We start from the raw sequence: 23,578 nt of genomic DNA on the forward strand, positions 1-23,578 counted from the left end.
GGGGAGAACCCTAACCAGCTAACGCCCACCGGTTAAGCGCACGAAGGATGGATTTAGCCTGTCATCCTTTAGTATGAATGCCCGCCACAGGGCTGACTTAGAGGCCCGCTGATCGGAACACGAAGGAGCTACGCCACGACCGACGGGAACTTTACCGATCACTCTCGATGCGAGCAGAACCCGACCTTCTTGAGACACGTAATGCGCCCAGCAAAAATGTGGGTGCAACGACCTCAGAAAAGGTTGCGCGGGTGATGTGCTTATTAAGAAAGGTTGGTATGACTGGGGCAAGCGAGGCCACTCAAGACTTGAGGGGAGCAAGCTTGGAGGACTGACCAACAAGGTGCCGCCATGCGACAGCCCTATGCACGGTTTCATGCGGGTGAGCCCGGCCTTGCAGGACGGTTGTTGGGCATCGCCTTCAGCTCAGCACCAACCCACGGGTTTGTGTAGCCTCCCAGGCAAACGGTGGTCCGTAGGTTGGCGCCGAACGCAGTGATGCCCAACGGGGAGTCGCCCCGCGACTCCTTATTCTTGGAATCCAGCAACACAGCCAAGATCGCGTTTATACCGACAATCAAAACGTACCGTGCCGCCCCCGGCCCGCGCTAAAGCGTTTGGCGCCCGCTAGCGTCTCTCCGCTTTCAATCACTGCCATGCCGCCGCGAAACTCGCTATCAAGCGCTTGCGTAACAGACAAATCCCACTGCGCGTAAGCGCTGGCGCGGTCGGCCAACATGCAGCGCTGCGGGAAGGCTGCAATCTCATGCGCCAATTGCTCGGCCGCAGCGCGCGCCGAGCCTTTGGCCACCACGCGATTGGCCAGCCCCATCGCCAACGCCTCGTCGGCGTGCACCGGGCGACCAGTCAGAATCAAGTCCAACGCCCGGCCCTGGCCAATGATCCGCGGCAGCCGCACCGTACCGCCGTCGATCAACGGCACGCCGAAACGCCGGCAGAACACGCCGCACACCGCGTCTTCCGCCAACACACGCAGATCCGCCAACAGCGCCAGTTCCAAGCCGCCGGCCACCGCATACCCTTCGATGGCCGCAATCAGCGGTTTGCGCAGCTGCATCCGGCTTGGCCCCATCGGCCCATCGCCGTCGACTTCCAGGCGATTGGCACGCTCAGCACCTGCAGCCACCGCCGCCAGATCGGCACCGGCGCAAAAGGTGCCGCCAGCGCCGGTCAATACCGCGACGCGCGCCGCATCGTCTTGCTCAAATGCACGCAGGGCTGCGGCCAGCGCCTCGGCCGTCGGTCGATCCACAGCATTGCGCACCGCTGGGCGGTCGATGATCAGCGTGGTGACCGGGCCATTCTTTTCAACGATGACACTCATGGCGCAACTCCTGGCAGACATGAAAAAGGAGCGCTGGAAGATGGTTCCCACGCTCCAGCGTGAGCCCCCTAGCAGGACGCTCTGCTTCCCTTCATAGAGCAGACGCGGAGCGTCTAAGGCTGCATTCCCACGCGGAGCGTGGGAACGATCAACTTTATTCCGGACAGTAGTGCGCGAAGGCGGGAACCCAGAAAATGCCTCAACCGGTGTATTTCTGCAGGTTAGCCAGCATCGCTTGCATTGCCTGCATCCCATCCGCCGGGTGGCTGGCGCCTTCGAAGTCGCAGATCTGCTGCCACTGGGCTGCCACGTCTTCCGCGTCGAACCCGACTTTCGGATCGAAACCGGCGCCGTTGCTGCGCTCCCAGCGCACCTTGCCGATCCAGCCACCACCCACTTCGAACAGGCCGGCAGTTTCCTGGCAGTTTTCGCTACCGAGGTAGACCACCAACGGGCTGACCAGCTCCGGCTTGAGTTGCTCGAAGACTTGCTGCGGGATCAGGCCTTCGGTCATGCGGGTGCCGCCAGTCGGGGCGATGGCGTTGACGAAGATATTATTCTTGCGGCCTTCGATGGCCAGGGTGCGGGTCAGGCCGTACAGGCCGAGCTTGGCCATGCCGTAGTTGGATTGACCGAAGTTGCCGTAGATGCCGGACGTCGACGACGTGAAGATCACCCGGCCGTAGTTCTGCTCGCGCAGGTGCGGCCAGGCCGCGCGGGTCACCTTGTAGGCGCCTTCGACGTGCACCTGGTAAACCAGCTCCCAGTCGGCGTCTTCCATCTTGTGGAAGGTCTTGTCGCGCAGGATGCCGGCGTTATTCACCACCACATCGATGCGACCGAAGGTGTCCAACGCGTTCTGCACGATCTTCTCGCCGTCGGTCACCGAGTCGTGGTTGGCCACCGCGGTGCCGCCCGCTTCACGGATTTCCGCGACTACGCGGTCGGCGGCCGAGGCATTGGCGCCCTCGCCATGGGTGCTGCCGCCCAAGTCGTTGACCACCACCTTGGCGCCATGTTTGGCGAACAGCAACGCATGGGCGCGGCCAAGACCACCGCCAGCACCAGTGACGATCACTACTTTGTCTTCGAAGCGGACGGCTTCACTCATAAAAGGCTCCTACGGCAGGGTTTGCGATGGGCGAGTGTCGTGCAGGCGCGCAGCGCTCACAATGAAGACGCTCACACCTGAATAGCGCCCGATAAGGTGGCGGGATGATGACCCCGCCCGGGGACATCATCCCGACTCAAGTTGATAGGCGAATCCAGCTTGCACGGCCCCTTTCAGCGGTGCGCCTGACGAAACGCCAGGTAATGCTCCAGCACCTGCTCCGGCGCCTCGGTCTGCGGGTAGTGGCCAATACCTTCCAGCAACACGGTATCTGGCTGCGGAATCAGCTCGCGATAGCGCGCGACCATGTGTGCACCGGAAATCGGATCGACCGCACCGTCAATCACCCGCAGCGGCACGCCGCCTTTTTGCATTGCCGCAACCCAACGCTCACGCTGCACACGGCGCTCCGGGATATAACGGATCAGTCGGTGCATCACGGCTGGGCCATTGTTCGCCGCAATCAGGCGCCAGAAATCGTCCAACTCACTGTCGCTCGGTCGAGTCTCAGGGCCGAAAATTTTCGCGAAGCTGTCGGCCAACTTCTGACGGGAGAACAGCCGGCCGATCAGCGGGCCAAACGGACCGAGCAGCAGCTTCTGCACCAGTACCGGCCGATGGGTTTCCGGAAACAGCCCACCATTGAGGAATACGCAGGACGCCAGCTGCACGCGCCCATCGTGATGCCGCGCGAGCAACTCCTGGGCGACGCTGTCGCCATAGTCATGGGCCAGGACATGCACTGCCCCGTCTATGCCCACATGACTCAGCAGCGCCTGCTGGATATCCGCCTGTTCCAGCAAGCTGTACGCATGCCCACGCGGCTTGGCCGAATCGCCGAAGCCGAGCAGGTCGCAGGCGATCAGCCGATACTTTGCCGTTAGTGGCTTCCAGAGGTAGTGCCAGTCCCAACTGGCGGTCGGAAAACCGTGAATCAGCAGCAGCGGCTCGCCCTGCCCGGCGGTCCAATAACGGATGGCGTGACCGCGGAACTCGAAGCTCTGCCCCTGCGCCCGCCAATCGTGCAAGGCAATGCCGGCCAAGGCCGTCAAGCCGCGTAACCAGGGTTCTGTTGATCCAGTTTGCGCAGCAGCGCCGGCCAGGCCAGTTGCCCACCCATGCCCAGAGCGCTGCGCATCACCCCGGCGATCATGGCTTTTGCACCCGCCAGGATCGGCTGCGGAATATGGATCAGCTCGGCGCCGCCACTCTGCGCCATCACTTGCACCTCACAGGCACGCTGCAGGGTGAACATCATCAGGAAAGCATCGGCGATGCTGCTCGAGCAGGTCATCAGGCCGTGGTTGGGCAGGATCATAAAATTGCTTTCTCCCAGATCCGCCTGCAAGCGCGCCTTCTCCTCGTGGTTCAGCGCCACCCCCTCATAACCGTGATAGGACAGGCTGGAGAGGACGAACAGCGATTGCTGCGACAGCGGCAACAAGCCCTGCTTCTGTGCCGAGACGGCTATGCCAGCGGCGGTATGAGTGTGCAGCACGCACGCTACATCATGGCGGACTTCATGCACCGCACTGTGGATGGTGTAACCGGCCGGGTTGATCTCATAGGGACTGTCCATCAACTTGACGCCGGTGAGATCGACCTTAACCAGGCTGGAGGCGGTGATCTCGTGGAACATCAGACCGAAAGGGTTGATCAGGAAGTCTTCGGTGCCCGGCACCTTGGCGGAGATGTGGGTGAAGATCAGATCATCCCAACCGTGCATGGCCACCAGGCGATAGCAGGCGGCGAGATCGACACGGGCCTGCCACTCAGCGGCAGAGACCTGATCTTTGATGTTAGCGATGGGCAGAACTTGGGCTGTGGTCACGGGATTCACCTCGGCATTTATTATTGTGGCGTGCCAAGGAGTCTAGCGAGGGATGCCGTGGCCGGTAGTTGCCGTGGCAGCCAGCTTAGTGGCCGAGCGAGTCAGACCGTCGCGACTTCAGTTAGCGCAGCAGGCAGACTTAAAGCAGTTCGGGATACGCCTGCATCAGCTCTGGCCGGGCCTGCTGCGCCTCGGCATCGTCGGCAAGCAGACGAAAACCGGCGAAATCAAAGCCCGGTGCCACCGTGCAACCGACCAAGGTGAAGGCGCCCAGCGTACGAGCTGCCTGCCAAGCCTGGGCCGGCACAGCGCGTTGCGGTAACGATCCGTCACCGACCGGGCCAAGGATTTCACGGCGAATGGTTTCAGGCACATCCGCAATCAACAACTCCAGCGGCGCCCCCTCATAGAAATGCCAAAGCTCATCGGCATCGACTCGGTGCCAACGGCCAGCCACCCCCGCCGGGAGCAGGAAGAGAATCGCCGTCGAGCAGAAGCGGCCGCTGGCTAAACGCTGCGCCGACTCGAATACTCGCCGGTAATAACCACCTTCCGGATGCGCCTCAAGGCGCAGCTCACGGATCAGCTCAACGGCGCGCGGGTGCATCAGGCCTTCAACGCAGCGGCGAAGTCGGCCAGCCAAGGCTCGGCGTCGGTTTCCGGGTTGACCGTCTCGCTGGCGTCCAGCCGCAGCATGGCTTGCGCCTCGCGGATACCCAGCTCGGCAAACAGTTCACGGACCTGCTCACCGCCGGCACAGAAGGTGTCGCCATAGCTGGAGTCGCCCAGACCGATCACCGCTCCGGGCAACCCACGCCACGCCGGCAGTTGATCGCGGATCGCGTAATAGAGCGGTTGCAGATTATCGGGCAACTCGCCCATGCCAGTAGTCGAGGTCACCGCCAGAAAGGCTTCAGGAGCGAAGGCCTGCAATTCAGCCAAGCTCGCTCGCGGGTTATGCCAGGCGTCGAAACCCGCCGCCTTGAGTACCTGCTCGGCGTGACGGGCGACTTCCTCGGCGGTACCGAAGACCGAACCGGACAGAATGGCGACTTTCATAAAATAGCTCCCGAAACTGGCTGCAGATGCCGGGCATTATGCCTTATGAGGCTCGCGGCGATCCGCCACCATGAAAACCCGCCGGTCTGCTGCGCGACGAGCACAAAGATGGCAAAGCCATCTGCAGAAGATTATTGATCGTGCCAGTGTTCAATTCGGGCGATTAGCTAATCTATTAGCTAGGGTTACAAAAAGACGTCGGCGTGTAGGTTGAAAGCCAGAGGCCGGGGTACCCATTGGAACTCGAACCAGCCGCACTGAAGACGCCCCCACCGTAACTAATGGGCATTTCTGCTGTCTCACCTGTCTACCTACACTCGTATCGCATCATCGGAGCATCAACAGGAGCATTAATAGATGCAAAACCATCCGCTACTGACTCAGGAAGAGTTGGACTTTATTCAGAGCCTGCTGGGCAATCCTAGCCTGGGGAGTCAGCTGTCCACGCCAAGCCTGCGTGTCGACGGTGGCACACAGACCAAAGACCTGCTAACGCGCCTTGCCGCGCAAGACCAACTCACCATCGAAGCGCATTTCAATGGCGAACGGATTACCTTTCCGCTGCAACTGGTGGAAGACGAATTCCACGCATTGCACCTGGAGTTAGGGGTTCCCAATATCGTCGAACAAGGTTCCGCCGACCGGCCTTGGCGCTTACCCTTAGCAGAACCGATCGGTTTACTTGACGAAAACGGCGCGCAAAGCGGTCTGTGGCTGCATTCCGTATCGCTCAGTGGGATGCTGGTCGAGGTGCGCAACCAGACTCAACCCCCCAAGCGCTTCACCCTCTGGTTACCGCTGCCTGGGCAAGAGCCTATCGAGTTGCGCGGCATACTGGCGCGCACAACCGAGCAACGCTTAATCGCTTACCGCCTGAGTCGGGGTAAAACCCAGCATAGCGAACGCCTGCGGCAGTTCATCTTCCAGCAGCACCGCCGCCTCAACCCCATCACCACTAGCGCCTGATAACCCGCTGGCGCTGGCGTATTTTGTAAAAACCGGAATAATCCCGCCTGTTTATAACTGCCGCCCCGCCACCCTGGGGCCGCTGTGCTGTGCCTGCTCTACCCGAGCGCGCGCAAGGCTCAAGGAGATACACAATGTCTGCTTCCCCAGTCACCCTGATGGTGGCCCGCCGCGTCGCGCGCGAGCGCTATGACGATTTCATGCTTTGGTTGCGCGAAGGCGAGCAACTAGCGACCGATTTTCCCGGCTACCTCGGCTCCGGCGTCCTCGCCCCACCCGCCGATGATGACGAATTCCAGATCGTCTTCCGCTTCGCCGATGAGACCACTCTCGCCAGCTGGGAACATTCCGCCTCGCGGCGGGCCTGGCTGACACGCGGTCAAGGCTTGTTCGCCCAGCCCCATGAACAGCGCGTGCAAGGTATCGACGCCTGGTTCGGTGCGGCCGATCGCCGAGCACCGCGCTGGAAGCAGAGCATGGCGATCTGGCTGGCCTTCTTCCCAGTCTCTCTGGGCTTCAACCTGGCATTTGGCGGCTGGCTCAGCGACCTGCCGCTGGCCTTGCGAACATTCATCAGCACGCTGGCCCTGACGCCGCTGATGACTTACTGGTTCATCCCACTGGCGACGCACTGGCTTGATCCCTGGCTGCATAAGCGCCAAGCCCAGCGCGTGCCAGCACCCGGTCTACCTTCAGCGCACTAGGCGCGAGCGAGCTACGCCCGCAGTTTTTTGTGCACGGCGGCGGACTGCGGTAACGTTGCCCTGTCCGCCGACCCGACTGGTCGGGCTGGCGCCTACTTTTACCCGACGAGCCGCACATGAGCGTTTCCGCCCCAATTCTGATTACTGGCGCCAGCCAGCGGATCGGCCAACACTGCGCCGAACGCCTGCTCGATGATGGCCATGCGGTAATCATCAGCTATCGCATCGAGCGCGAGAGCTTGGTGCATTTGCGTGAACGAGGCGCGTTGACGCTACCTGCGGACTTCTCCACTGAGGCCGGCATCCTGGCCTTTATTCGCACGCTAAAAAACCACACCCAGTGCCTGCGCGCGATTGTGCATAACGCCTCGCAGTGGCTGACGGAAACGCCGGGCAACGAAGCCGCCGCCTTCCAACAGATGTTCAGCGTGCACATGCTCGCACCCTACCTGATCAACCTGCATTGCGCCGAACTCCTCGAGCGCTCGAGCCCGGCCGATATCGTCCACATCAGCGATGACGTGGCGCGTAAAGGCAGTGCCAATCGCCCGGCTTACTGTGCCAGCAAAGCCGGGCTGGATAGCCTGACGCTGTCCTTCGCGGCCAAATTCGCGCCACGGATCAAGGTCAACGGCATCGCCCCGGCTCTCATCCTGTTCAACGAACACGACGACGCGGCGTACCGCGCCAGGGCCCTGGACAAATCCGCGCTGGGCATCGCGCCTGGGCCCGAGGTCATCTACCAGAGCCTGCGTTATCTGCTCGACAACCCCTACGTCACCGGAACCACTCTGACCGTCAACGGCGGCCGCCACCTCAAATGAGGTCCGCCGCGGGAACCTTGTGATGAACCCACAGCTGCCTCACCACTATCGCGAGATCCTCCTCGGCCTCGGCGAAAACCCCGAACGTGAAGGCCTGCTGGACACTCCGCAGCGTGCGGCCAAGGCTATGCAGTACCTGTGTCGTGGTTATGCGCAAAGCCTGGAAGAAATCGTCAACGGCGCGCTGTTCGCCTCGGATAATGACGAGATGGTGATCGTCAAAGACGTCGAGCTGTATTCGCTGTGCGAGCATCATCTGCTGCCCTTCATCGGCAAAGCCCACGTTGCCTACATCCCGACAGGCAAGGTGCTCGGCCTGTCGAAAGTCGCGCGGATCGTCGATATGTATGCGCGGCGCCTGCAGATTCAGGAGAGCCTGACCCGGCAAATCGCCGAGGCGATCCAGGAAGTTACCTGCGCCGCCGGGGTGGCGGTGGTGATCGAGGCACAGCATATGTGCATGATGATGCGCGGGGTAGAGAAACAGAACTCGACAATGGACACCTCGGTGATGCTCGGGGCTTTCCGGAAGTCCTACAACACCCGCCACGAATTCCTGAAACTGATTGGACGGAGTAAATAGTTATGCCGAGACTGGAGCCTGGAATGGCACGGATTCGGGTCAAGGACCTGCGTCTGCGCACCTACATCGGAATCAAAGAAGAAGAGATCAACAACAAGCAGGATGTGCTGATCAACCTGACCATCCTCTACCCCTCGGTCGACGCGGTGCAGGTGAACGATATCGAGCACGCGCTGAACTACCGCACCATTACCAAGGCGATCATCCAGCACGTTGAAGGCCATCGCTTCGCCCTGCTCGAGCGCCTGACCCAGGAAATCCTCGACCTGGTGATGACCCACCCGGCCGTGCGTTATGCCGAAGTGGAAGTGGACAAGCCGCACGCCCTACGCTTTGCCGAGTCGGTGTCGATCACCCTAGCAGGGCATCGCTGAACCGGCCTGCGCACCGCCCGACAGCTCGCTGCCGTCGGGCATTGCTGCTTCAGCCCAGCGCTTCTATCATCGCGCCCATCTGCCACCCGCACGTCCTCGGAGAACCCTGCCATGACCGAGCAAGAACACCTCGAACTCGAAGCCGCCGCCTTCCGCCAACTGGTGCAACACCTGCGTTCGCGCCCAGATGTGCAGAACATCGAGCTGATGAACCTCGCCGGCTTCTGCCGCAACTGCCTGTCCAAGTGGTACAAGGCCGCCGCCGACGACATTGGCCTGCCCGTTACGGCCGAGCAGGCCCGCGAAGAGATCTATGGCATGCCTTATAGCGAGTGGAAGAGCAAATACCAGAAGGAAGCCAGCAGCGAACAACAGGCGGCTTTCGATAAGGGCAGCAAATCATGAGTGCACTCCTCGACTTTCGCGCCAGCCTGCGCAGCGAGCAGCACCTGTTCGCCGCCACTCTGGCTTTTATCGCCGAGCACTACGACTATCAGCCCAGCGCCTTCGTTAACGGCACGCTAGAAAACGCACAGGGACAGAATGAAGGCTCCTGCAAGACCCTCAGCCTGGCACTATTGGAAGGCTTGAGCCTGGAAGAAACCCTGCAAGCCTTCGGCGAACACTACCGCAGCGTACTGGCCACCCCAACCGGCAGTGACCACGGCAACATCCGCGCGCTGATGGAAACCGGCCTGAGCGGTGTGCGCTTCACCCAGCAGTCGCTGAAACGCAAGAGTTAAGCCGAGTGCAGCCAGCCTTCGAGCCACGCAGGCATGGGTAAATAACTGCTCAGCTGTAGGCAAAGGCTGACAGACGTCACAGAAAAATCCACTTATCCTACGGCTATGGAGAACACCAAGGACGGTGTTCCGCACGCTCCGCGCCGTCCCTCTGTTGTACCCGCCCCCTCTTACCTGGCTTGGAGTCGCTTGGATGCAGCAGACCTTGGTATGGAAACCATGGATCAACCCTGGCGTGGAAAACCTGCGTTTGAAGCAAGACGACAGCGGCATACACGCCAGCAGTCATCTGATGCAGAGCGTGCAGGGCCACAGCATTGCGGCCACCTACGTATTGAACTGCGACCCGCGCTGGCGTTTTCGCCATCTGTGGCTGAAGGTCGATAACTTAGGGCAGAAAAGCCTGACCTTGGATCGCGATATCCGTGGCCGCTGGTATCACAATGGCGAACTGCGCCACGACCTACTCGACTGCCAGCACGTGATGCTCTCCGCCTCGCCGTTTACCCATACACCGGCCTTGCAACGTTGCGCCTTGGAAACCGGGCAGAGCGATCAAGTGCAGGTGGCCTATATCGACATGCTGACCCTCAAGGTCGAGGCTCGCACCCAGCGTTACCTGTGCCTGCGCCAGCATGCCGAGCAAACGCTTTACCGCTGCGAATCGGCGGGCAACAAACCCCGCGAGCTGACCGTCGATCGCAATGCGCTGCTGATGAAGGCCAGCGATCAGTACCTGCGCATGAGTTCACGGACGCTGGAGTTGAACCGCTGGGTGTGAGCCCGTGCCCATAAGCAAAAGCCCCGCACTTGGCGGCAATGCTGTTCACTTAAGCATACGTCTTCGCCTTTTATCCCCTCGCCCCTCTGGGGAGAGGGTTAGGGAGAGGGGTGCATGCCAGATGAATTCACTTTTGCCCGCTATTTACCCTCTCCCCCAGCCCCTCTCCCGTAAACGGGAGAGGGGAGCCCAGGCGCACATCGCTTAAGTGAACAGCATTGCGCACGTGGCGGGGCTTTTTATTGCTCTAACTCTTACTGCGCGTCGAGGTAACGCTCCACATCCAGCGCGGCCATGCAGCCGGCGCCAGCGGAGGTGATGGCCTGACGGTAGATATGATCCGCCACGTCGCCAGCGGCAAACACACCCGGCACACTGGTCGCAGTGGCGTTGCCATCGCGACCGCCGTTAACCACCAGATAGCCGTCTTTCAACGCCAACTGGCCTTCGAACAGCGAGGTGTTCGGTGTGTGACCGATGGCAACGAACAAGCCGTCGACCTTGAGCTCATCACTGCTGCCGTCATTGTTTTTCAGACGTACACCGGTAACGCCCATGTTGTCGCCGAGCACCTCGTCTACCGCGGCATTCAGCTTGAGCACGATCCTGCCTTCCGCAACCCGGGCGTGCAGCTTGTCGATCAGGATCTTCTCTGCGCGGAAGGTTTCACGCCGATGCACCAGGGTGACCCTGCTGGCGATATTGGCCAGGTACAGCGCCTCTTCCACGGCGGTGTTACCGCCCCCGACTACCGCCACTTCACGGTTGCGGTAGAAGAAGCCATCACAGGTCGCACAAGCGGAAACGCCCTTGCCCATAAAGGCTTCTTCCGACGGCAGGCCGAGGTAGCGAGCGCTGGCACCGGTGGCGATGATCAGTGCATCGCAGCTATAAGTCGCGCTGTCACCGACCAGGGTGAACGGCTTGCCGGCCAGATCCACTGCATTGATGTGGTCGAACACAATCTCGGTTTCGAAACGTTCCGCGTGTTCTTGCATCCGCTGCATCAACGCCGGGCCGGTCAGACCATGGACGTCGCCCGGCCAGTTGTCGACTTCGGTGGTGGTGGTCAACTGACCGCCAGCCTGCATGCCGGTGATCAGCAGCGGCTTGAGGTTGGCGCGCGCTGCGTAGACCGCAGCCGAGTAACCGGCAGGGCCGGAGCCGAGGATGATCACTCGCGAGTGACGAACTTCAGACATAACTGACTCCTCCCGACGGCGAGTCGGAAATAAAAGGGGGCCACCAAAGCACTTGGGGAAGGCTTGGGAGGAGCGGCAGCCCCGGAAAAATCGTAGGGTGGGTTAGCCGCATTAGCGGCGTAACCCACCATCGATGCCGACAGGCATCGAAATTGGCCGGCCCGCTGGGCCGGATGGTGGGTTACGGCCGTTGGCCTAACCCACCCTACACTTAGAGCGCGCCGGCGTTCTCGGCCAGGTAAGCCGCCACACCAGCAGCGTCAGCCTTCATGCCTTTCTGGCCTCTGCGCCAGCCGGCCGGGCAGACTTCGCCGTGCTCTTCGGTGAACTGCAATGCCTCGACCAGACGCAGCACTTCGTCAACTTCACGACCCAGCGGCAGGTTGTTCACGACTTGGTGCTGTACAACGCCGCTCTTGTCGATCAGGAAGGTGGCCCGCAGCGCCACGCCGTCTTCGTGTTCGATGCCGTAGGCGCGAGTGATCTCGTGCTTAACGTCGGCCACCATGGTGAATTCGACTTCGCCGATACCGCCCTTCTCGACCGGGGTGTTACGCCAGGCGTAGTGGGTGAACTGCGAGTCGATCGACACGCCGACCACTTCCACGCCCAACTCGCGGAATTTATCCATGCGATTGTTGTGCGCGATGATTTCCGACGGGCAGACGAAGGTGAAGTCCAGCGGCCAGAAAAACAGCACCACGTATTTGCCGCGCAGGGCAGACAGCTGGAAGTTCTCAACGATGGAACCGTCACCCAATACCGCAGCAGAGGTGAAGTCCGGGGCTTGTTTGTTGACCAATACGCTCATGGAAAAACTCCTTTAGCTTGAAACTTGAGGGCGAGTTGAAGAATTGACGGCAAGGCTACGCAGACTAGGTCAATTGAGGAAGTACCGATTTCTAATCCACTTAATAGATAATCCCTATGCAGGCTAAACGCCTCGCCCCGAGCTTTATTGGCCACATCGTCCTTATCGGTATGCCCCTACGCAAATGCCTACGCAGACTGTCCGCCCCCTCATCGCGCTGACATTGCCGATTGTCTACAGCCTCTTGGAGAGCGCCTGCTGCTCATGCGTTTTGACTATCAGGATCGCAAGCGCCTGCCTCTACCAGCCGCCCAGACTTTCCCCGCACACCCAAAGCCGGTAAGGTCGGCGCGACTTTAACTTTCGGGAGAACCCCATGCCCGCCCCTGTGCTGTCTGGCCCGCAATATCTGCGAGAAGGCCTGAAGCTGGTGCTGAGCCCTGGCTTGCGGCTGTTCGTGCTGTTGCCGCTGGCGATAAACCTGATCCTCTTCGTTGTCTTGATCGGTTTTGCCGTGCAGCAGTTCAATAGCTGGATCACTGCGTTTATGCCTGACCTGCCGGAATGGCTGAGCTTCCTCAGCTATTTGCTCTGGCCGCTGTTCTTTGTGCTGGTGCTACTAATGGTGTTTTTTACCTTCACCATGCTGGCCAACATCATTGCCGCACCGTTTAACGGCTTCCTTGCAGAAAAAGTCGAAGTCGTGCTGCGTGGCGAGGACAACTTCCCGGCGTTTCACTGGAGCGAGTTGGTCGCCATGGTGCCGCGCACCCTTGGTCGTGAACTGCGCAAACTCGGCTACTTCCTGCCACGCGTCATCGCTCTGCTGATCCTGTCGTTTATCCCGGTGGTCAACCTGTTGGCCGCGCCACTGTGGCTGCTGTTTGGCGTATGGATGATGTGCGTTCAATACATCGACTACCCGGCGGACAACCACAAGCTGGGCTGGAACGAGATGCTCGCCTGGCTGCGCGAGAAGCGCTGGCAGAGCCTCGGCTTCGGCGGTTCGGTGTACCTGGCGCTGCTGATTCCGGGGGTCAACGTGCTGATGATGCCCGCCGCCGTGGCCGGCGCCACCTTGTTCTGGGTGCGTGAGCGCGGCGATAGCGCTGTCACGGCTGCGCAACGCTAACGTCACATGGCTTACATGGCGCCAGTCGAAACTGGCGTCATGACTGCCTCTCCCCTGCATATCGCACTGATCAGTGAAACCTTCCCGCCGGAAATCAACGGTGTGGCCAATACCCTCGGCCGCCTGTGTGCCGGCCTGCGTGAGCGTGGCCATCGCCTGCAACTGGTGCGCCCACGACAGGCTGCCGATCAAGGCCAGAAAAGCGATGACGAACTGCTGCTGACTCGCGGCTGGCCACTGCCAGGCTACCCCGGTTTGCAGTGGGGTCAGGCGTCCATGCACAAACTGCTGCGACGTTGGAAACGCCAGCGTCCGGATGTGCTGTATATCGCCACCGAAGGTCCGCTGGGGCTATCTGCCCTGCGCGCCGCACGGCGTTTGGGGATTCCGGTGGTCAGCGGTTTTCACACCAACTTTCAGCAATACAGCGAGCACTACGGTCTCGGTCTGCTGACCCGTGCGCTGACCCATTACCTGCGCTGGTTTCACAACCGCTCACAGCTAACCCTGGTGCCCAGTGCCAGCCAGCGCCTGGAGCTGGAGCGACGTAGCTTCCAGCGGGTGCAACTGCTGGCGCGCGGCGTCGACGGGCAACTGTTTCATCCGGCCAAACGCTCGACCGAACTGCGCGCAAACTGGGGCCTGGAGGCCAACGATCTGGCGGTGCTGCATGTTGGCAGGCTGGCGGTGGAGAAAAACCTCGGTCTACTCGGCCGCAGCTTTAGCGCGTTGCAAGCTGCCCACCCACAACATCGACTGAAGCTGATCCTGGTCGGTGACGGCCCGCAGCGCACCGAACTGCAGAAGGAGTTGCCAGATGCCCTGTTCTGCGGCGTGCAACGCGGCGAAGAGTTGGCCGTGCATTACGCCTCCGGCGACCTGTTCCTGTTTCCCAGCCTCTCCGAAACCTTCGGCAATGTGCTGCTGGAAGCACTCGCCTCCGGGCTTGCTGTGGTGGCGTTCGATCAGGCCGCAGCGGCTCAGCATATCCGTCATGGGCATAACGGCGCGCTGGCTATGCCGGGAGATGACGCGGCCTTTATCGACGGAGCCTGCTGGCTACTTGAGGATGCCGAGACCTTGCGCCGCGTGCGACTGAACGCTCGCCAACATGCCGGCCGGCAGGGCTGGGGAGCCATAGTCCAACACTTTGAGGAGCACCTGCGTGCAGCTCGTGAGCACGGTGAAATACTCCCATCTGAGTAGTCACGTCAGCGGCCCTGAGCAACCAGCGCCCGGTTAAGAACAGGCACTAAGCAAAAAGCGTTGGCCGGGGCGATAAACACCAGACTCAGCGCACTACCAGGCCAATCCGCATGCCGAACTCCTTGTCCGGTGAGCCGGCGCTTGTTGTGATAGTCGCCGCTTGCAGCCTTCACCGAACTCGGTCAGCCCAACCGATCACGGGTTTCGCCAGGCGAAAAAAAGCCCCGATGTGCCGGGGCTTGCAAAGTGGCGCGCTGGCTAAACAGCGCACCGGGGGAAAACGACTAGTTCAGACCAGACTCATCAGCGCTTCGCGGCTGAAGGGCAGGATGTCCTCTTCGCGGCCATCGCGGACTTTCACCGCCCAATCCGGGTCGACCAGCAAGGCACGGCCAACCGCCACCAGGTCGAACTCCTGCTTGTGCAGGCGCTCGAGCAAGCCCTCCAGCTTCGCCGGCTGCGCGACCTTGTCGGTGTTGACCATGAACTGCAGGAACTCGCCGTCCAGCCCCACGCTACCCACGGTGATGGTCGGTTTGCCGGTCAACTGACGCGTCCAGCCCGCCAGGTTCAGCTCGGAACCGTCAAACTCCGGCTCCCAGAAACGCCGTGTCGAGCAATGGAAGATGTCCACACCAGCGTCCGAGAGCGGCTGGAGGAATTCGCCGAGGGCTTCTGGCGTCAGCACCAGACGCGCGCTGTAGTCCTGCTGCTTCCACTGCGAGAAACGGAAAATGATCGGGTAGTCCGGCCCGACCGCGGCACGCACGGCCTGGATCAATTCGATGGCGAAGCGCGAACGGTTCGCAAGGCTGCCACCGTATTCGTCGGTGCGCTGGTTGCTGCCTGCCCAGAAAAACTGGTCGACTAGATAGCCGTGGGCGCCGTGGATTTCCACGCCATCCATGCCGATCGCCTGGGCGTCTTTGGCCGCCTGGGCGAAGGCCGCAATCACTTCGGCAATGTCTTGCTTGGTTATGCCATGCACGACCTCGACGCCGTCCTTGAGTTTCTCGCTCGGGCCATAGCCGGGCACGCTTGCATCCGGCTCAACGCCCAAGCGGCGTACGCTACCGACGTGCCACAGCTGCGGTACGATCTTGCCGCCTTCGGCGTGCACCGCATCGACTACTTTCTTCCAACCGGCAAGCGCGTCTTCACCGTAGAAGCGCGGTACATTCGGGTAACCGTTGGAGGCTTTATGGCCGACTGTGGTGCCCTCGGTGATGATCAGGCCAACGCCAGCGGCAGCGCGGCGACGGTAGTACTCGATCACCTTGGAATTCGGTACGCCACCCGGCGAAAAGGAGCGGGTCATCGGCGCCATGACTACGCGAGTCGGTAGCTCCAGAGCGCCAAGGCGGAAGGGTTCGAACAGGGCTTTTACGAGGGCGGTCATGCAATTCTCCTAACAAGGAACGAGTGGCAGGCGACCGGTCGTCTCGGCGCCAGGTAAAAAAACCAGAGTTTTGGATCAGCGCGGCGTCAGCAGACGCTCCAGCTGGTTCAGAAATACGTTCAGGGGCGCCGCGCTGGCGCCGACTTTCATGCGCATCAGCGCACCTTCCCAGGCATTGCCGATAAATTCGGCCAGGGCTGCGCAGTCGGTTTCCGCGGGCAGCTCACCGGCTTCGCGGGCCGCCGTCAGGCACTGCGCAAGGATCTCTACCGAGCGTTGCAGAATGCTTTCCACTTGGGTGCCGATGGGTTGACAGAGCTCAGCCATCTCAAAACTCAGGCTGCCGATAAAGCAGTGGTACTCGGGCTTTTCCTGCCGGGCGAAGTGCACCATCAATTCGCGGTAATAACCGACGATTCGCTCGCGTGGGCTCAGCGCCGGGTTGCCCAAGGCCTCGGCATAACGCACCAGGCGCGGCGCGTAGAGATGCTCCAGGGCCTGCAAGGCGAAGTCTTCCTTGCTGGCGAAGTAGTGATAGAAGGAGCCCTTGGGAATCCCGGCGGCCTGCACGATTTCCTGCACGCCGGTGCCGTGATAACCGCGGCGGGTCATCACCTGGGCGCCTTTGGCAAGGATCAGGTCACGCTTGTCGAGTCGGATGCTGCTGTTTGTGGCGCTGGTCATAGTGCTGTTCATGGCGCAAGCATATGACCGGTCGTCTCGCTGAGCCCAGCACTATTGATTTGCGTGATTGAGGGCTAGAACTAGAAGCGGGTGTCGAGCGCGAGATCGGAATCAAACTCTCGCTATCCCAAACACCGTCGTTCCCGCGCAGCCGGGAACCCAGCGTCAGCCCTGGCGGTCGGCACGGATCACGCTGTGCTCAGCGTTGAATTCGCCCTGGTTGTCGAACTCTAAACTCTTGCGCTGGGTGCCGAGCAATTGGGCTTTCTGCAATTCGTATGCTTCGAAGGGCAGGCCGCGACGGCTCAGGTCTTCGAGGGCCAGTTGCCGGGTTTCATCGGCGCTGTAGGGATGCAGTTCCAGGGCGGAATGCCCGGCACAGCCGGCGAGAACAGCGGTGGTCAGCAACAGGGCGAGAGCGAGCAAGCGATTCATGGGAGCCTCCTGAAAGTGCATTTGTCTGGAATGCGTTCAGGCTACTCGCCGCCTCCCGGCAGCAGAAATCATCGCTCTCGATACCGTCTATTGACTGCCTTGCTCGGCCGCTTGCCTCAAGCCAGGGCTTTTTCGATAGCCTGAATCACGGCGGGGTCATCCGGCGGGGTGCGTGGCGAAAAGCGCGCCAGCACCCGGCCATCCTGGCCTACCAGAAACTTCTCGAAATTCCAGGTGATATCACCGGGGAATTCGGCGCCCTCGCCCACCAGCAAACGATACAACGGATGGCGGCCAGGGCCATTCACCTCGAGCTTGCTGCCCAGCGGAAAACTCACGCCATAGTTGAGGCTGCAGAATTCGCGGATCTCGTCTTCGCTACCCGGTTCCTGGCCAGCGAACTGGTTGCACGGCAAGCCGAGGACGCTGAAACCCTGGTCGCGGTATTGCTGATAAAGACTTTCCAAACCAGCGTACTGCGGCGTCAACCCGCATTTGGAGGCGACATTAACCACCAGCAACACCTGACCCTTGAAGGGCGCAAGCGGCAACTCCTGGCCATCTAGGGCACGTAAATTGATGTCGTGAAAGGCACTCATGACGAACTCCCAATAAAACACAACGGACAAAAAAGGCGCCCGTAGGCGCCTTCTCAGTATTCCCAGTCTGCCGCCTTAGCAGCTTAGCTGAATCAATGGTGGTGACCACCTTCGCCGTGCACGTGACCATGAGCGATTTCTTCTTCGCTGGCGTCACGCACTGCAACGATTTTGATCTGGAAGTTCAGGCGTTGACCCGCCAGCGGGTGGTTGCCATCGACCGTCACGTCATCGCCATCGAGGTCGCGGATGGTGACGATCTGCATGCTGCCGTCCGGAGCGGAGGCGTGGAACTGCATGCCGACTTCCAACTCGTCGACGCCTTCGAACATGCTACGGCTCAGCGTGCTGACCAGTTCGGCGCTGTACTCGCCGTAGGCTTCTTCTGGCTCAACGGCCACAGTCAGCTCGTCACCGGCTTGTTTGCCGACCAGAGCCTTTTCCAGACCGACGATGATGTTGCCTGCACCTTGCAGGTAGACCAGCGGAGCGCCGCCAGCGGAGCTGTCGATCACCTCACCGGCGTCGTTGGTCAGGGTATAGTCGATGGAGACAGCCTTATTGGCGGCGATCAGCATGGGGCGAGACCTTTGCGAAAGATTGTAGAACGGGCAAGTTTAACCAAGCAGCCGGCCGAAAGCGACCCGAGCACTGACGGACGGCCGAGCGCCAGTGCTTCCCGTATTCTTGGCTTTCGTCAGGACGAGGACGGCCATTGGGTGGCAGTCCTGTCCTGCGGCCATACTCAGCACCTGCGCCACCAACCGCCTTGGCAGGCGCGCAGCTGGGTGCTCGATCCCCTGCAACGGCAAGCACAGATCGGCCAGTTGTTCCCCTGTGGCTGGTGTGCCCAGGATCGAGGCTCCGTTGACGAAAGCGAGCCTAAGCAAACCAAGGAGTAACGATGCCTGCACGCAATATTCTGGTAATCAACTGCGGCAGCTCGTCGATCAAGTTCGCCTTGGTCAACGAGGCCCACTCGCAGTTTACGTTGAGCGGGATCGCGGAACGCCTGGGCAGCCATGATGCCGTGCTGCACTGGCAACGCGGTGGCGAAAGGGACAGCCTGATGATCCCCAATGCCGACCACCGCGCCGCGCTCTCGCAGTTGCTGCCACTGGTGCACGGCGCGGCCGGCGGCAAATTGCACGGCATCGGCCACCGTGTGGTGCACGGCGGCGAACGCTTCACCAGCGCCCGCAAAATCGACGCGCAGGTATTGGCGGCGATCCAGGCCACCGCGCCCCTGGCGCCGCTGCATAACCCGGCCAATTTGTTGGGCATCGAGGCGGCTATCAAGCTCTACCCGAACCTGACCCAGGTCGCGGTATTCGACACCGCCTTCCACCAGACCCTGCCCGAATACGCCTATCGTTATGCCCTGCCGGAGCAGCTGTACCGCGAGCACGGTGTTCGCCGTTATGGCTTCCACGGCACCAGCCACCGCTACGTCAGCCATCGCGCGGCCGAGCTGGCCGGCCTGGCGGTTGGCGATAGCAGTTGGCTGTCGGCGCATCTGGGCAATGGTTGCTCGACCTGCGCCATCGTCAATGGCCAAAGCCGTGACACCAGCATGGGCCTGACCCCGTTGGAAGGCTTGGCGATGGGCACCCGCAGTGGTGATGTCGACCCCAACCTGCACAGCCATCTGGCCCGCACCCTCGGTTGGAGCCTGGAGCAGATCGAACAGATGCTGAACCACGACAGCGGCTTGAAAGGCTTGTCCGGCCTGTCCAATGACATGCGCAGCCTGGAGCAGGCGCGCGAGCAAGGCCATGCGGGGGCGACCCTGGCCATCGAAGTGTTCTGCTATCGCCTGGCAAAGTCCCTGGCAGCGATGAGCTGCGCCCTGTCGCAACTGGACGGGCTGATCTTCACCGGCGGTATCGGCGAGAACTCACCGCTGATCCGTAGCAAAACCGTGGCCCATCTCAAGTTGCTCAACCTCGCGCTCGACCAGCAGGCCAACGCCCGCTGCATCCGTGGCATCGCCGGGCCGATCCAGGCTTATGGTCACCCGCGCGTATTGGTGGTGCCGACCAACGAGGAGCGCCAGATCGCCCTGGACACCTTGGCGTTGCTCACTAACTAATATGATCGGATAGGGGCGAACTCATTGGCTATGTCCGGTTAGATGTTGAGCGGGCTGTTGTTCTCCGCAGGAGCGGGCCATGCCCGCGATGGGCGTTTCGCGGGCATGGCCCGCTCCTACAGGTTTTTTGCTTTTCCAATGTGCCTTAATTCAGACATAGCCAACGAATGTGTCCAGCGTGACCCCAGTGGGCGAATCGATTCGCCCCCACACAGGAAATGACATGCAGACCTTTTTTATCGCCCCGACCGGCTTCGGCGTCGGCCTCACTTCCATCAGCCTCGGTCTGGTCGGCGCCCTTGAACGCGCCGGGCTGAAGGTCGGCTTTTTCAAGCCCATCGCCCAGCCGCACCCAGGCGATCTCGGCCCGGAGCGCTCCAGCGAGCTGATCGCCCGCACCCACGGCCTGCACTCACCGCAACCACTGAACTTGACTCAGGTCGAGCGGATGCTCGGTGACGGCCAACTGGATGAACTGCTGGAACAAATCATCAGCCTGTACCAGCAGGCGGCGACCGATAAAGATGTGGTGATAGTCGAAGGCATGGTTCCGACCCGTTACGCCAGCTATGCGGCACGGGTCAACTTCCACCTGGCCAAGAGTCTGGATGCCGAAGTGATTCTGGTCTCGGCGCCGGAAGATGAACCCCTGAGCGAACTGTCCGACAGCATTGAAATCCAGGCCCAGCTGTTCGGCGGGCCGCAAGACCCAAAAGTGCTCGGCGTGATTCTCAACAAGGTGCGCAGCACGGATGGTATTGACGCCTTCGCTGCGCGCCTCAAGGAACTCTCGCCGCTACTGAAAACCGACGACTTCCGCCTCCTCGGCTGCATCCCCTGGCAGGAACAACTGAACGCCCCGCGCACCCGCGATATCGCCGATCTGCTGGGCGCGCGGGTGATCAACGCCGGCGACTATGAACAACGACGGATGCTGAAGATCGTGCTCTGCGCCCGCGCCGTAGCCAACACCGTGCAGTTGCTCAAGCCCGGCGTGTTGGTGGTCACCCCGGGGGATCGCGACGACATCATCCTCGCGGCCAGCCTGGCGGCGATGAATGGCATGCCGCTGGCCGGGCTGCTGCTGTGCAGCGACTTTGCGCCCGATGCACGGATCATGGAGCTCTGCCGCGGTGCGCTGCAAAGCGGCTTGCCGGTGCTTTCGGTCACCACCGGTTCATACGACACGGCGACCAACCTGAACCGCCTGAACAAGGAAATCCCGGTCGACGACCGCGAGCGCGCGGAACGAGTTACCGACTTCGTCGCCAGCCATATCGACTACGAATGGCTACGCCAACGTTGCGGCGAGCCCCGCGAGCTGCGCATGTCACCACCGGCGTTTCGCTACCAGTTGGTGCAACGCGCGCAAACGGCGAACAAACGCATCGTCCTGCCGGAAGGCAGCGAACCACGCACTGTGCAGGCCGCGGCGATCTGCCAGGCCCGTGGCATCGCCCGCTGTGTGCTGCTGGCCAAGCCTGAAGAGGTGGAGATCGTCGCCCGAGCCCACGGCATCGAGTTGCCGCCGGGCCTGGAGATTCTTGACCCTGACCTGATTCGCAACCGCTATGTGGCACCGATGGTCGAGCTACGCAAAGGCAAAGGCCTGAACGCACCAATGGCCACGCAGCAACTGGAAGACTCGGTGATGCTCGGCACCATGATGCTGGCGTTGGATGAGGTGGACGGCCTGGTCTCCGGCGCTATTCACACCACCGCCAACACCATCCGCCCGGCCTTGCAGCTGATCAAAACTGCGCCTGGCTACAAACTGGTGTCCTCGGTGTTCTTTATGCTGTTGCCCGATCAAGTGGTGGTCTACGGCGACTGTGCGGTAAACCCAGATCCGAGCGCAGCGGAGCTGGCGGAAATCGCCCTGCAAAGTGCCGACTCGGCCACGGCCTTCGGCATCGAGCCACGCGTGGCGATGATCAGCTACTCCACCGGTGATTCCGGCAGTGGCGACGAGGTGGAAAAAGTCCGTGCGGCTACCCGCCTGGCGCGCCTGGCTCGCCCCGAGCTGCTACTGGATGGCCCCTTGCAGTACGATGCGGCGGCGATCGACAGCGTCGGCCGGCAAAAAGCGCCGAACAGCCCGGTGGCTGGCCGCGCCACGGTGTTCGTGTTCCCCGACCTGAACACCGGCAACACCACCTACAAAGCCGTGCAACGCAGCGCCAACTGCATTAGCGTCGGGCCGATGTTGCAGGGCCTGCGTAAACCGGTGAACGACCTGTCACGCGGCGCACTGGTCGATGACATCGTCTACACCATCGCCCTGACAGCTATTCAGGCGGCAAATCTGCCTAGATAAAGGACGAATCGGCTGTCGAGTAAGGCGCCATAGCCGCGCAGGCGGGTATCCAGATGCAGCGTAACTCCTGGGTTCCCGCCTACTTGGATATGAGGAAAAGGACCTCACTCCGAGTTTCCTGAGCAGGGCTTGCAGTTCAGAGAACAATCGTTAACCTCTGCCCGAACCATGCCCGCCAGCAATCCAAACAGCGGGCATTTCCCCGATCCGAGGCGGCCAGATCGCCTCATTGTTGGAGGCGCCTGCCCCCATGCTGTCTTTTCTGCCTGGCCCTGTACGCGGCACTCTTGCGGCTCTGCTGCTGTTGGTTAACACCCTTATCTGGTGCTGGTTTCTGTTTATCGCCGCGCTGGTCAAGCTGTGCTTGCCGTTCAAATCGGTGCGCAAGTTCTGCAATCTGCTGTTGAACTGGGCGGCGGAAGCCTGGATCGCCTGCAACAGCGGCTGGATGTGGCTGACGCAACAAACCGAGTGGAACCTCCAGGGCCGTGAGCAACTGAAGCACGACGGCTGGTACCTGGTAACCAGCAATCACCAGAGCTGGGTCGATATCGTGGTGCTGCAGCACACGCTGAACCGGCGTATGCCGTTCTTCAAATTCTTCCTCAAACAGGAATTAATCTGGGTGCCGGTGATTGGCTTGTGCTGGTGGGCGTTGGATTTTCCCTTTATGAAGCGCTACTCCAAAGCCTATCTGGCCAAATACCCGGAGAAGAAAGGCCAGGACACCGCGACCACGCGCAAAGCCTGCGAGAAATTCCGCGACGTGCCGGTGGCCGTGTTCAACTTCCTCGAAGGCACCCGCTTCACCCAGGCTAAGCATGAGCTGCAGAACTCGCCGTTCCGCTATCTGCTCAAACCCAAAGCCGGCGGCATCGCCTTCGTACTGGACGCCATGGGCGCGCAGCTGAAGTCCATGGTCAACATCACCATCCATTACCCCTCAGGCAACCCGAGCTTTTGGGCCTTCCTCTGCGGTGAAGTGCCTAAGGTGGTGGTGCGTTACCAGCGCTTGGACATCCCCCAGCAGTTCCTCGGCAAGGATTACAACAGCGACGAGGCCTATCGCCTGGCGTTCCAGCAGTGGGTCAACCAGCTCTGGGAAGACAAGGACGCGCAGCTGGCACGGCTGCATCAGGAGTTCCCGTCAGCGCCTTAAGCGTGCTCTAGGGCAAATAGAAAGCAAGCCAAGAAGTAGGTTGGCACTGAGCGCAGCGATGCCCAACCAGGAGTCGCCCCGCGACGCCCTATACCCTGAATCCCGCTTGGCAGCCCGGCCTTGCAGACCGGTTGTTGGGCATCGCCTTCTGCTCAGCACCAACCTACGGCCCTGTAATGACAAGGCCTCCAGAACAGGAGGCCTTGGGTACAGCGGGAGCG

At 61.1% G+C, this 23,578-nt stretch carries 27 protein-coding genes; 14 read left to right on the plus strand and 13 right to left on the minus strand.

The annotated features are described in order from the left end of the window. Nucleotides 1-577 precede the first annotated feature (577 nt). The 6 genes from D3879_RS20350 to D3879_RS20375 form a co-directional block, all read right to left on the minus strand. Nucleotides 578-1,345, minus strand: coding sequence for a crotonase/enoyl-CoA hydratase family protein (locus D3879_RS20350; RefSeq protein ID WP_119956048.1), 768 nt, complete (start codon nucleotides 1,343-1,345; stop codon nucleotides 578-580). Nucleotides 1,346-1,544: 199 nt separating this feature from the next. Continuing rightward, the gene (locus D3879_RS20355; RefSeq protein ID WP_119956049.1) at nucleotides 1,545-2,456 is read right to left on the minus strand and encodes an SDR family oxidoreductase; all 912 of its coding nucleotides are present in this window, start codon (nucleotides 2,454-2,456) and stop codon (nucleotides 1,545-1,547) included. Between the two features lie 173 nt (nucleotides 2,457-2,629). Continuing rightward, on the minus strand, nucleotides 2,630-3,508 hold the full coding sequence (locus D3879_RS20360) for an alpha/beta fold hydrolase (RefSeq protein WP_119956050.1): 879 nt from the start codon (nucleotides 3,506-3,508) through the stop codon (nucleotides 2,630-2,632). Next, nucleotides 3,505-4,269 carry a class II aldolase/adducin family protein gene (locus D3879_RS20365; RefSeq protein WP_420800945.1) on the minus strand — a complete coding sequence of 255 codons (765 nt, stop codon included), beginning with the start codon at nucleotides 4,267-4,269 and terminating at the stop codon, nucleotides 3,505-3,507. The genes D3879_RS20360 and D3879_RS20365 overlap by 4 nt, the downstream gene beginning before the upstream one ends. Before the next feature lie 157 nt (nucleotides 4,270-4,426). Then, nucleotides 4,427-4,894 carry a cupin domain-containing protein gene (locus tag D3879_RS20370; protein WP_119956052.1) on the minus strand — a complete coding sequence of 156 codons (468 nt, stop codon included), beginning with the start codon at nucleotides 4,892-4,894 and terminating at the stop codon, nucleotides 4,427-4,429. Further along, complete coding sequence (locus D3879_RS20375) at nucleotides 4,894-5,346, minus strand: flavodoxin (protein ID WP_119956053.1); 453 nt, start codon at nucleotides 5,344-5,346, stop codon at nucleotides 4,894-4,896. Before D3879_RS20375 ends, D3879_RS20370 begins: the two co-directional genes overlap by 1 nt. 357 nt (nucleotides 5,347-5,703) lie before the next feature. On the opposite strand from D3879_RS20375, the gene D3879_RS20380 reads away from it, so the two are divergent. The 8 genes from D3879_RS20380 (at nucleotide 5,704) to D3879_RS20415 (ending at nucleotide 10,321) form a co-directional block, all read left to right on the plus strand. Beyond that, nucleotides 5,704-6,312 (plus strand): PilZ domain-containing protein, encoded by a 609-nt coding sequence (locus D3879_RS20380; RefSeq protein ID WP_119956054.1) that lies wholly within the window; start codon nucleotides 5,704-5,706, stop codon nucleotides 6,310-6,312. A 134-nt stretch (nucleotides 6,313-6,446) separates the two neighbouring features. Beyond that, nucleotides 6,447-7,016, plus strand: a complete 570-nt coding sequence (locus D3879_RS20385; protein ID WP_119956055.1) for an antibiotic biosynthesis monooxygenase — start codon at nucleotides 6,447-6,449, stop codon at nucleotides 7,014-7,016. A gap of 116 nt (nucleotides 7,017-7,132) precedes the next feature. Beyond that, nucleotides 7,133-7,840 carry a dihydromonapterin reductase gene (gene folM / locus D3879_RS20390; protein WP_119956056.1) on the plus strand — a complete coding sequence of 236 codons (708 nt, stop codon included), beginning with the start codon at nucleotides 7,133-7,135 and terminating at the stop codon, nucleotides 7,838-7,840. Between the two features lie 22 nt (nucleotides 7,841-7,862). Then, a complete protein-coding gene (folE, locus tag D3879_RS20395; RefSeq protein WP_119956057.1) occupies nucleotides 7,863-8,423 on the plus strand; it encodes a GTP cyclohydrolase I FolE in 561 nt (186 codons plus the stop codon). A 2-nt stretch (nucleotides 8,424-8,425) separates the two neighbouring features. After that, entirely contained in the window at nucleotides 8,426-8,797 is a 372-nt protein-coding gene (gene folX / locus D3879_RS20400) for a dihydroneopterin triphosphate 2'-epimerase (protein WP_119956058.1), read from the plus strand. A gap of 111 nt (nucleotides 8,798-8,908) precedes the next feature. After that, on the plus strand, nucleotides 8,909-9,202 hold the full coding sequence (locus D3879_RS20405; protein ID WP_119956059.1) for a DUF1244 domain-containing protein: 294 nt from the start codon (nucleotides 8,909-8,911) through the stop codon (nucleotides 9,200-9,202). Next, nucleotides 9,199-9,540 (plus strand): HopJ type III effector protein, encoded by a 342-nt coding sequence (locus D3879_RS20410; protein WP_119956060.1) that lies wholly within the window; start codon nucleotides 9,199-9,201, stop codon nucleotides 9,538-9,540. The genes D3879_RS20405 and D3879_RS20410 overlap by 4 nt, the downstream gene beginning before the upstream one ends. A gap of 193 nt (nucleotides 9,541-9,733) precedes the next feature. After that, nucleotides 9,734-10,321, plus strand: a complete 588-nt coding sequence (locus tag D3879_RS20415; RefSeq protein WP_119956061.1) for a putative glycolipid-binding domain-containing protein — start codon at nucleotides 9,734-9,736, stop codon at nucleotides 10,319-10,321. 254 nt (nucleotides 10,322-10,575) lie between these two features. On the opposite strand, the gene trxB is transcribed toward D3879_RS20415, so the two are convergent. Together trxB and D3879_RS20425 are read right to left on the minus strand one after the other, a co-directional pair. Then, nucleotides 10,576-11,523: a thioredoxin-disulfide reductase gene (gene trxB / locus D3879_RS20420; RefSeq protein ID WP_119956062.1), complete on the minus strand. Its 948-nt coding sequence runs from the start codon at nucleotides 11,521-11,523 to the stop codon at nucleotides 10,576-10,578. Nucleotides 11,524-11,734: 211 nt separating this feature from the next. Further along, a complete protein-coding gene (locus tag D3879_RS20425) occupies nucleotides 11,735-12,334 on the minus strand; it encodes a peroxiredoxin (protein WP_119956063.1) in 600 nt (199 codons plus the stop codon). A 376-nt stretch (nucleotides 12,335-12,710) separates the two neighbouring features. On the opposite strand from D3879_RS20425, the gene cysZ reads away from it, so the two are divergent. Both cysZ and D3879_RS20435 read left to right on the plus strand, forming a co-directional pair. After that, nucleotides 12,711-13,466, plus strand: a complete 756-nt coding sequence (cysZ, locus tag D3879_RS20430; RefSeq protein ID WP_119956064.1) for a sulfate transporter CysZ — start codon at nucleotides 12,711-12,713, stop codon at nucleotides 13,464-13,466. 39 nt (nucleotides 13,467-13,505) lie between these two features. Further along, the gene (locus tag D3879_RS20435; RefSeq protein WP_476644160.1) at nucleotides 13,506-14,672 is read left to right on the plus strand and encodes a glycosyltransferase family 4 protein; all 1,167 of its coding nucleotides are present in this window, start codon (nucleotides 13,506-13,508) and stop codon (nucleotides 14,670-14,672) included. Nucleotides 14,673-14,961: 289 nt separating this feature from the next. On the opposite strand, the gene D3879_RS20440 is transcribed toward D3879_RS20435, so the two are convergent. From D3879_RS20440 to D3879_RS20460, 5 genes are all read right to left on the minus strand, one after another. Next, nucleotides 14,962-16,071 carry an NADH:flavin oxidoreductase gene (locus D3879_RS20440; protein ID WP_119956065.1) on the minus strand — a complete coding sequence of 370 codons (1,110 nt, stop codon included), beginning with the start codon at nucleotides 16,069-16,071 and terminating at the stop codon, nucleotides 14,962-14,964. 75 nt (nucleotides 16,072-16,146) lie between these two features. Then, nucleotides 16,147-16,755, minus strand: a complete 609-nt coding sequence (locus D3879_RS20445; RefSeq protein WP_119956066.1) for a TetR/AcrR family transcriptional regulator — start codon at nucleotides 16,753-16,755, stop codon at nucleotides 16,147-16,149. A gap of 165 nt (nucleotides 16,756-16,920) precedes the next feature. After that, nucleotides 16,921-17,190 carry a hypothetical protein gene (locus D3879_RS20450; protein WP_119956067.1) on the minus strand — a complete coding sequence of 90 codons (270 nt, stop codon included), beginning with the start codon at nucleotides 17,188-17,190 and terminating at the stop codon, nucleotides 16,921-16,923. A 116-nt stretch (nucleotides 17,191-17,306) separates the two neighbouring features. Beyond that, nucleotides 17,307-17,789: a glutathione peroxidase gene (locus D3879_RS20455; protein ID WP_119956068.1), complete on the minus strand. Its 483-nt coding sequence runs from the start codon at nucleotides 17,787-17,789 to the stop codon at nucleotides 17,307-17,309. A 92-nt stretch (nucleotides 17,790-17,881) separates the two neighbouring features. Then, nucleotides 17,882-18,367 carry an FKBP-type peptidyl-prolyl cis-trans isomerase gene (locus D3879_RS20460; protein ID WP_119956069.1) on the minus strand — a complete coding sequence of 162 codons (486 nt, stop codon included), beginning with the start codon at nucleotides 18,365-18,367 and terminating at the stop codon, nucleotides 17,882-17,884. Between the two features lie 12 nt (nucleotides 18,368-18,379). Between D3879_RS20460 and D3879_RS20465 the strand changes: the two genes are divergently transcribed. The 4 genes from D3879_RS20465 (at nucleotide 18,380) to D3879_RS20480 (ending at nucleotide 23,357) form a co-directional block, all read left to right on the plus strand. Further along, nucleotides 18,380-18,691 carry a DUF3565 domain-containing protein gene (locus D3879_RS20465; RefSeq protein ID WP_119956070.1) on the plus strand — a complete coding sequence of 104 codons (312 nt, stop codon included), beginning with the start codon at nucleotides 18,380-18,382 and terminating at the stop codon, nucleotides 18,689-18,691. Between the two features lie 2 nt (nucleotides 18,692-18,693). Further along, nucleotides 18,694-19,881, plus strand: coding sequence for an acetate kinase (locus D3879_RS20470; RefSeq protein WP_119956071.1), 1,188 nt, complete (start codon nucleotides 18,694-18,696; stop codon nucleotides 19,879-19,881). A 223-nt stretch (nucleotides 19,882-20,104) separates the two neighbouring features. Further along, on the plus strand, nucleotides 20,105-22,198 hold the full coding sequence (gene pta, locus D3879_RS20475; protein ID WP_119956072.1) for a phosphate acetyltransferase: 2,094 nt from the start codon (nucleotides 20,105-20,107) through the stop codon (nucleotides 22,196-22,198). A gap of 250 nt (nucleotides 22,199-22,448) precedes the next feature. Then, nucleotides 22,449-23,357, plus strand: a complete 909-nt coding sequence (locus D3879_RS20480; protein WP_119956073.1) for an acyltransferase — start codon at nucleotides 22,449-22,451, stop codon at nucleotides 23,355-23,357. Nucleotides 23,358-23,578: the final 221 nt, after the last annotated feature.

The sequence above is a fragment of the Pseudomonas cavernicola genome (assembly GCF_003596405.1).
GTDB classification, from domain to species: domain Bacteria; phylum Pseudomonadota; class Gammaproteobacteria; order Pseudomonadales; family Pseudomonadaceae; genus Aquipseudomonas; species Aquipseudomonas cavernicola.

Bases quoted from the DNA above. Each gene is read 5' to 3' on its own strand.
- D3879_RS20350 (WP_119956048.1), bottom strand. From the start codon at position 1,345: ATGAGTGTCATCGTTGAAAAGAATGGCCCGGTCACCACGCTGATCATC.
- D3879_RS20355 (WP_119956049.1), bottom strand. From the start codon at position 2,456: ATGAGTGAAGCCGTCCGCTTCGAAGACAAAGTAGTGATCGTCACTGGT.
- D3879_RS20370 (WP_119956052.1), bottom strand. From the start codon at position 4,894: ATGCACCCGCGCGCCGTTGAGCTGATCCGTGAGCTGCGCCTTGAGGCG.
- D3879_RS20375 (WP_119956053.1), bottom strand. From the start codon at position 5,346: ATGAAAGTCGCCATTCTGTCCGGTTCGGTCTTCGGTACCGCCGAGGAA.
- D3879_RS20380 (WP_119956054.1), top strand. From the start codon at position 5,704: ATGCAAAACCATCCGCTACTGACTCAGGAAGAGTTGGACTTTATTCAG.
- D3879_RS20385 (WP_119956055.1), top strand. From the start codon at position 6,447: ATGTCTGCTTCCCCAGTCACCCTGATGGTGGCCCGCCGCGTCGCGCGC.
- folM (WP_119956056.1), top strand. From the start codon at position 7,133: ATGAGCGTTTCCGCCCCAATTCTGATTACTGGCGCCAGCCAGCGGATC.
- folE (WP_119956057.1), top strand. From the start codon at position 7,863: ATGAACCCACAGCTGCCTCACCACTATCGCGAGATCCTCCTCGGCCTC.
- folX (WP_119956058.1), top strand. From the start codon at position 8,426: ATGCCGAGACTGGAGCCTGGAATGGCACGGATTCGGGTCAAGGACCTG.
- D3879_RS20405 (WP_119956059.1), top strand. From the start codon at position 8,909: ATGACCGAGCAAGAACACCTCGAACTCGAAGCCGCCGCCTTCCGCCAA.
- D3879_RS20410 (WP_119956060.1), top strand. From the start codon at position 9,199: ATGAGTGCACTCCTCGACTTTCGCGCCAGCCTGCGCAGCGAGCAGCAC.
- D3879_RS20415 (WP_119956061.1), top strand. From the start codon at position 9,734: ATGCAGCAGACCTTGGTATGGAAACCATGGATCAACCCTGGCGTGGAA.
- trxB (WP_119956062.1), bottom strand. From the start codon at position 11,523: ATGTCTGAAGTTCGTCACTCGCGAGTGATCATCCTCGGCTCCGGCCCT.
- D3879_RS20425 (WP_119956063.1), bottom strand. From the start codon at position 12,334: ATGAGCGTATTGGTCAACAAACAAGCCCCGGACTTCACCTCTGCTGCG.
- cysZ (WP_119956064.1), top strand. From the start codon at position 12,711: ATGCCCGCCCCTGTGCTGTCTGGCCCGCAATATCTGCGAGAAGGCCTG.
- D3879_RS20435 (WP_476644160.1), top strand. From the start codon at position 13,506: ATGACTGCCTCTCCCCTGCATATCGCACTGATCAGTGAAACCTTCCCG.
- D3879_RS20440 (WP_119956065.1), bottom strand. From the start codon at position 16,071: ATGACCGCCCTCGTAAAAGCCCTGTTCGAACCCTTCCGCCTTGGCGCT.
- D3879_RS20445 (WP_119956066.1), bottom strand. From the start codon at position 16,755: ATGACCAGCGCCACAAACAGCAGCATCCGACTCGACAAGCGTGACCTG.
- D3879_RS20450 (WP_119956067.1), bottom strand. From the start codon at position 17,190: ATGAATCGCTTGCTCGCTCTCGCCCTGTTGCTGACCACCGCTGTTCTC.
- D3879_RS20455 (WP_119956068.1), bottom strand. From the start codon at position 17,789: ATGAGTGCCTTTCACGACATCAATTTACGTGCCCTAGATGGCCAGGAG.
- D3879_RS20460 (WP_119956069.1), bottom strand. From the start codon at position 18,367: ATGCTGATCGCCGCCAATAAGGCTGTCTCCATCGACTATACCCTGACC.
- D3879_RS20470 (WP_119956071.1), top strand. From the start codon at position 18,694: ATGCCTGCACGCAATATTCTGGTAATCAACTGCGGCAGCTCGTCGATC.
- pta (WP_119956072.1), top strand. From the start codon at position 20,105: ATGCAGACCTTTTTTATCGCCCCGACCGGCTTCGGCGTCGGCCTCACT.
- D3879_RS20480 (WP_119956073.1), top strand. From the start codon at position 22,449: ATGCTGTCTTTTCTGCCTGGCCCTGTACGCGGCACTCTTGCGGCTCTG.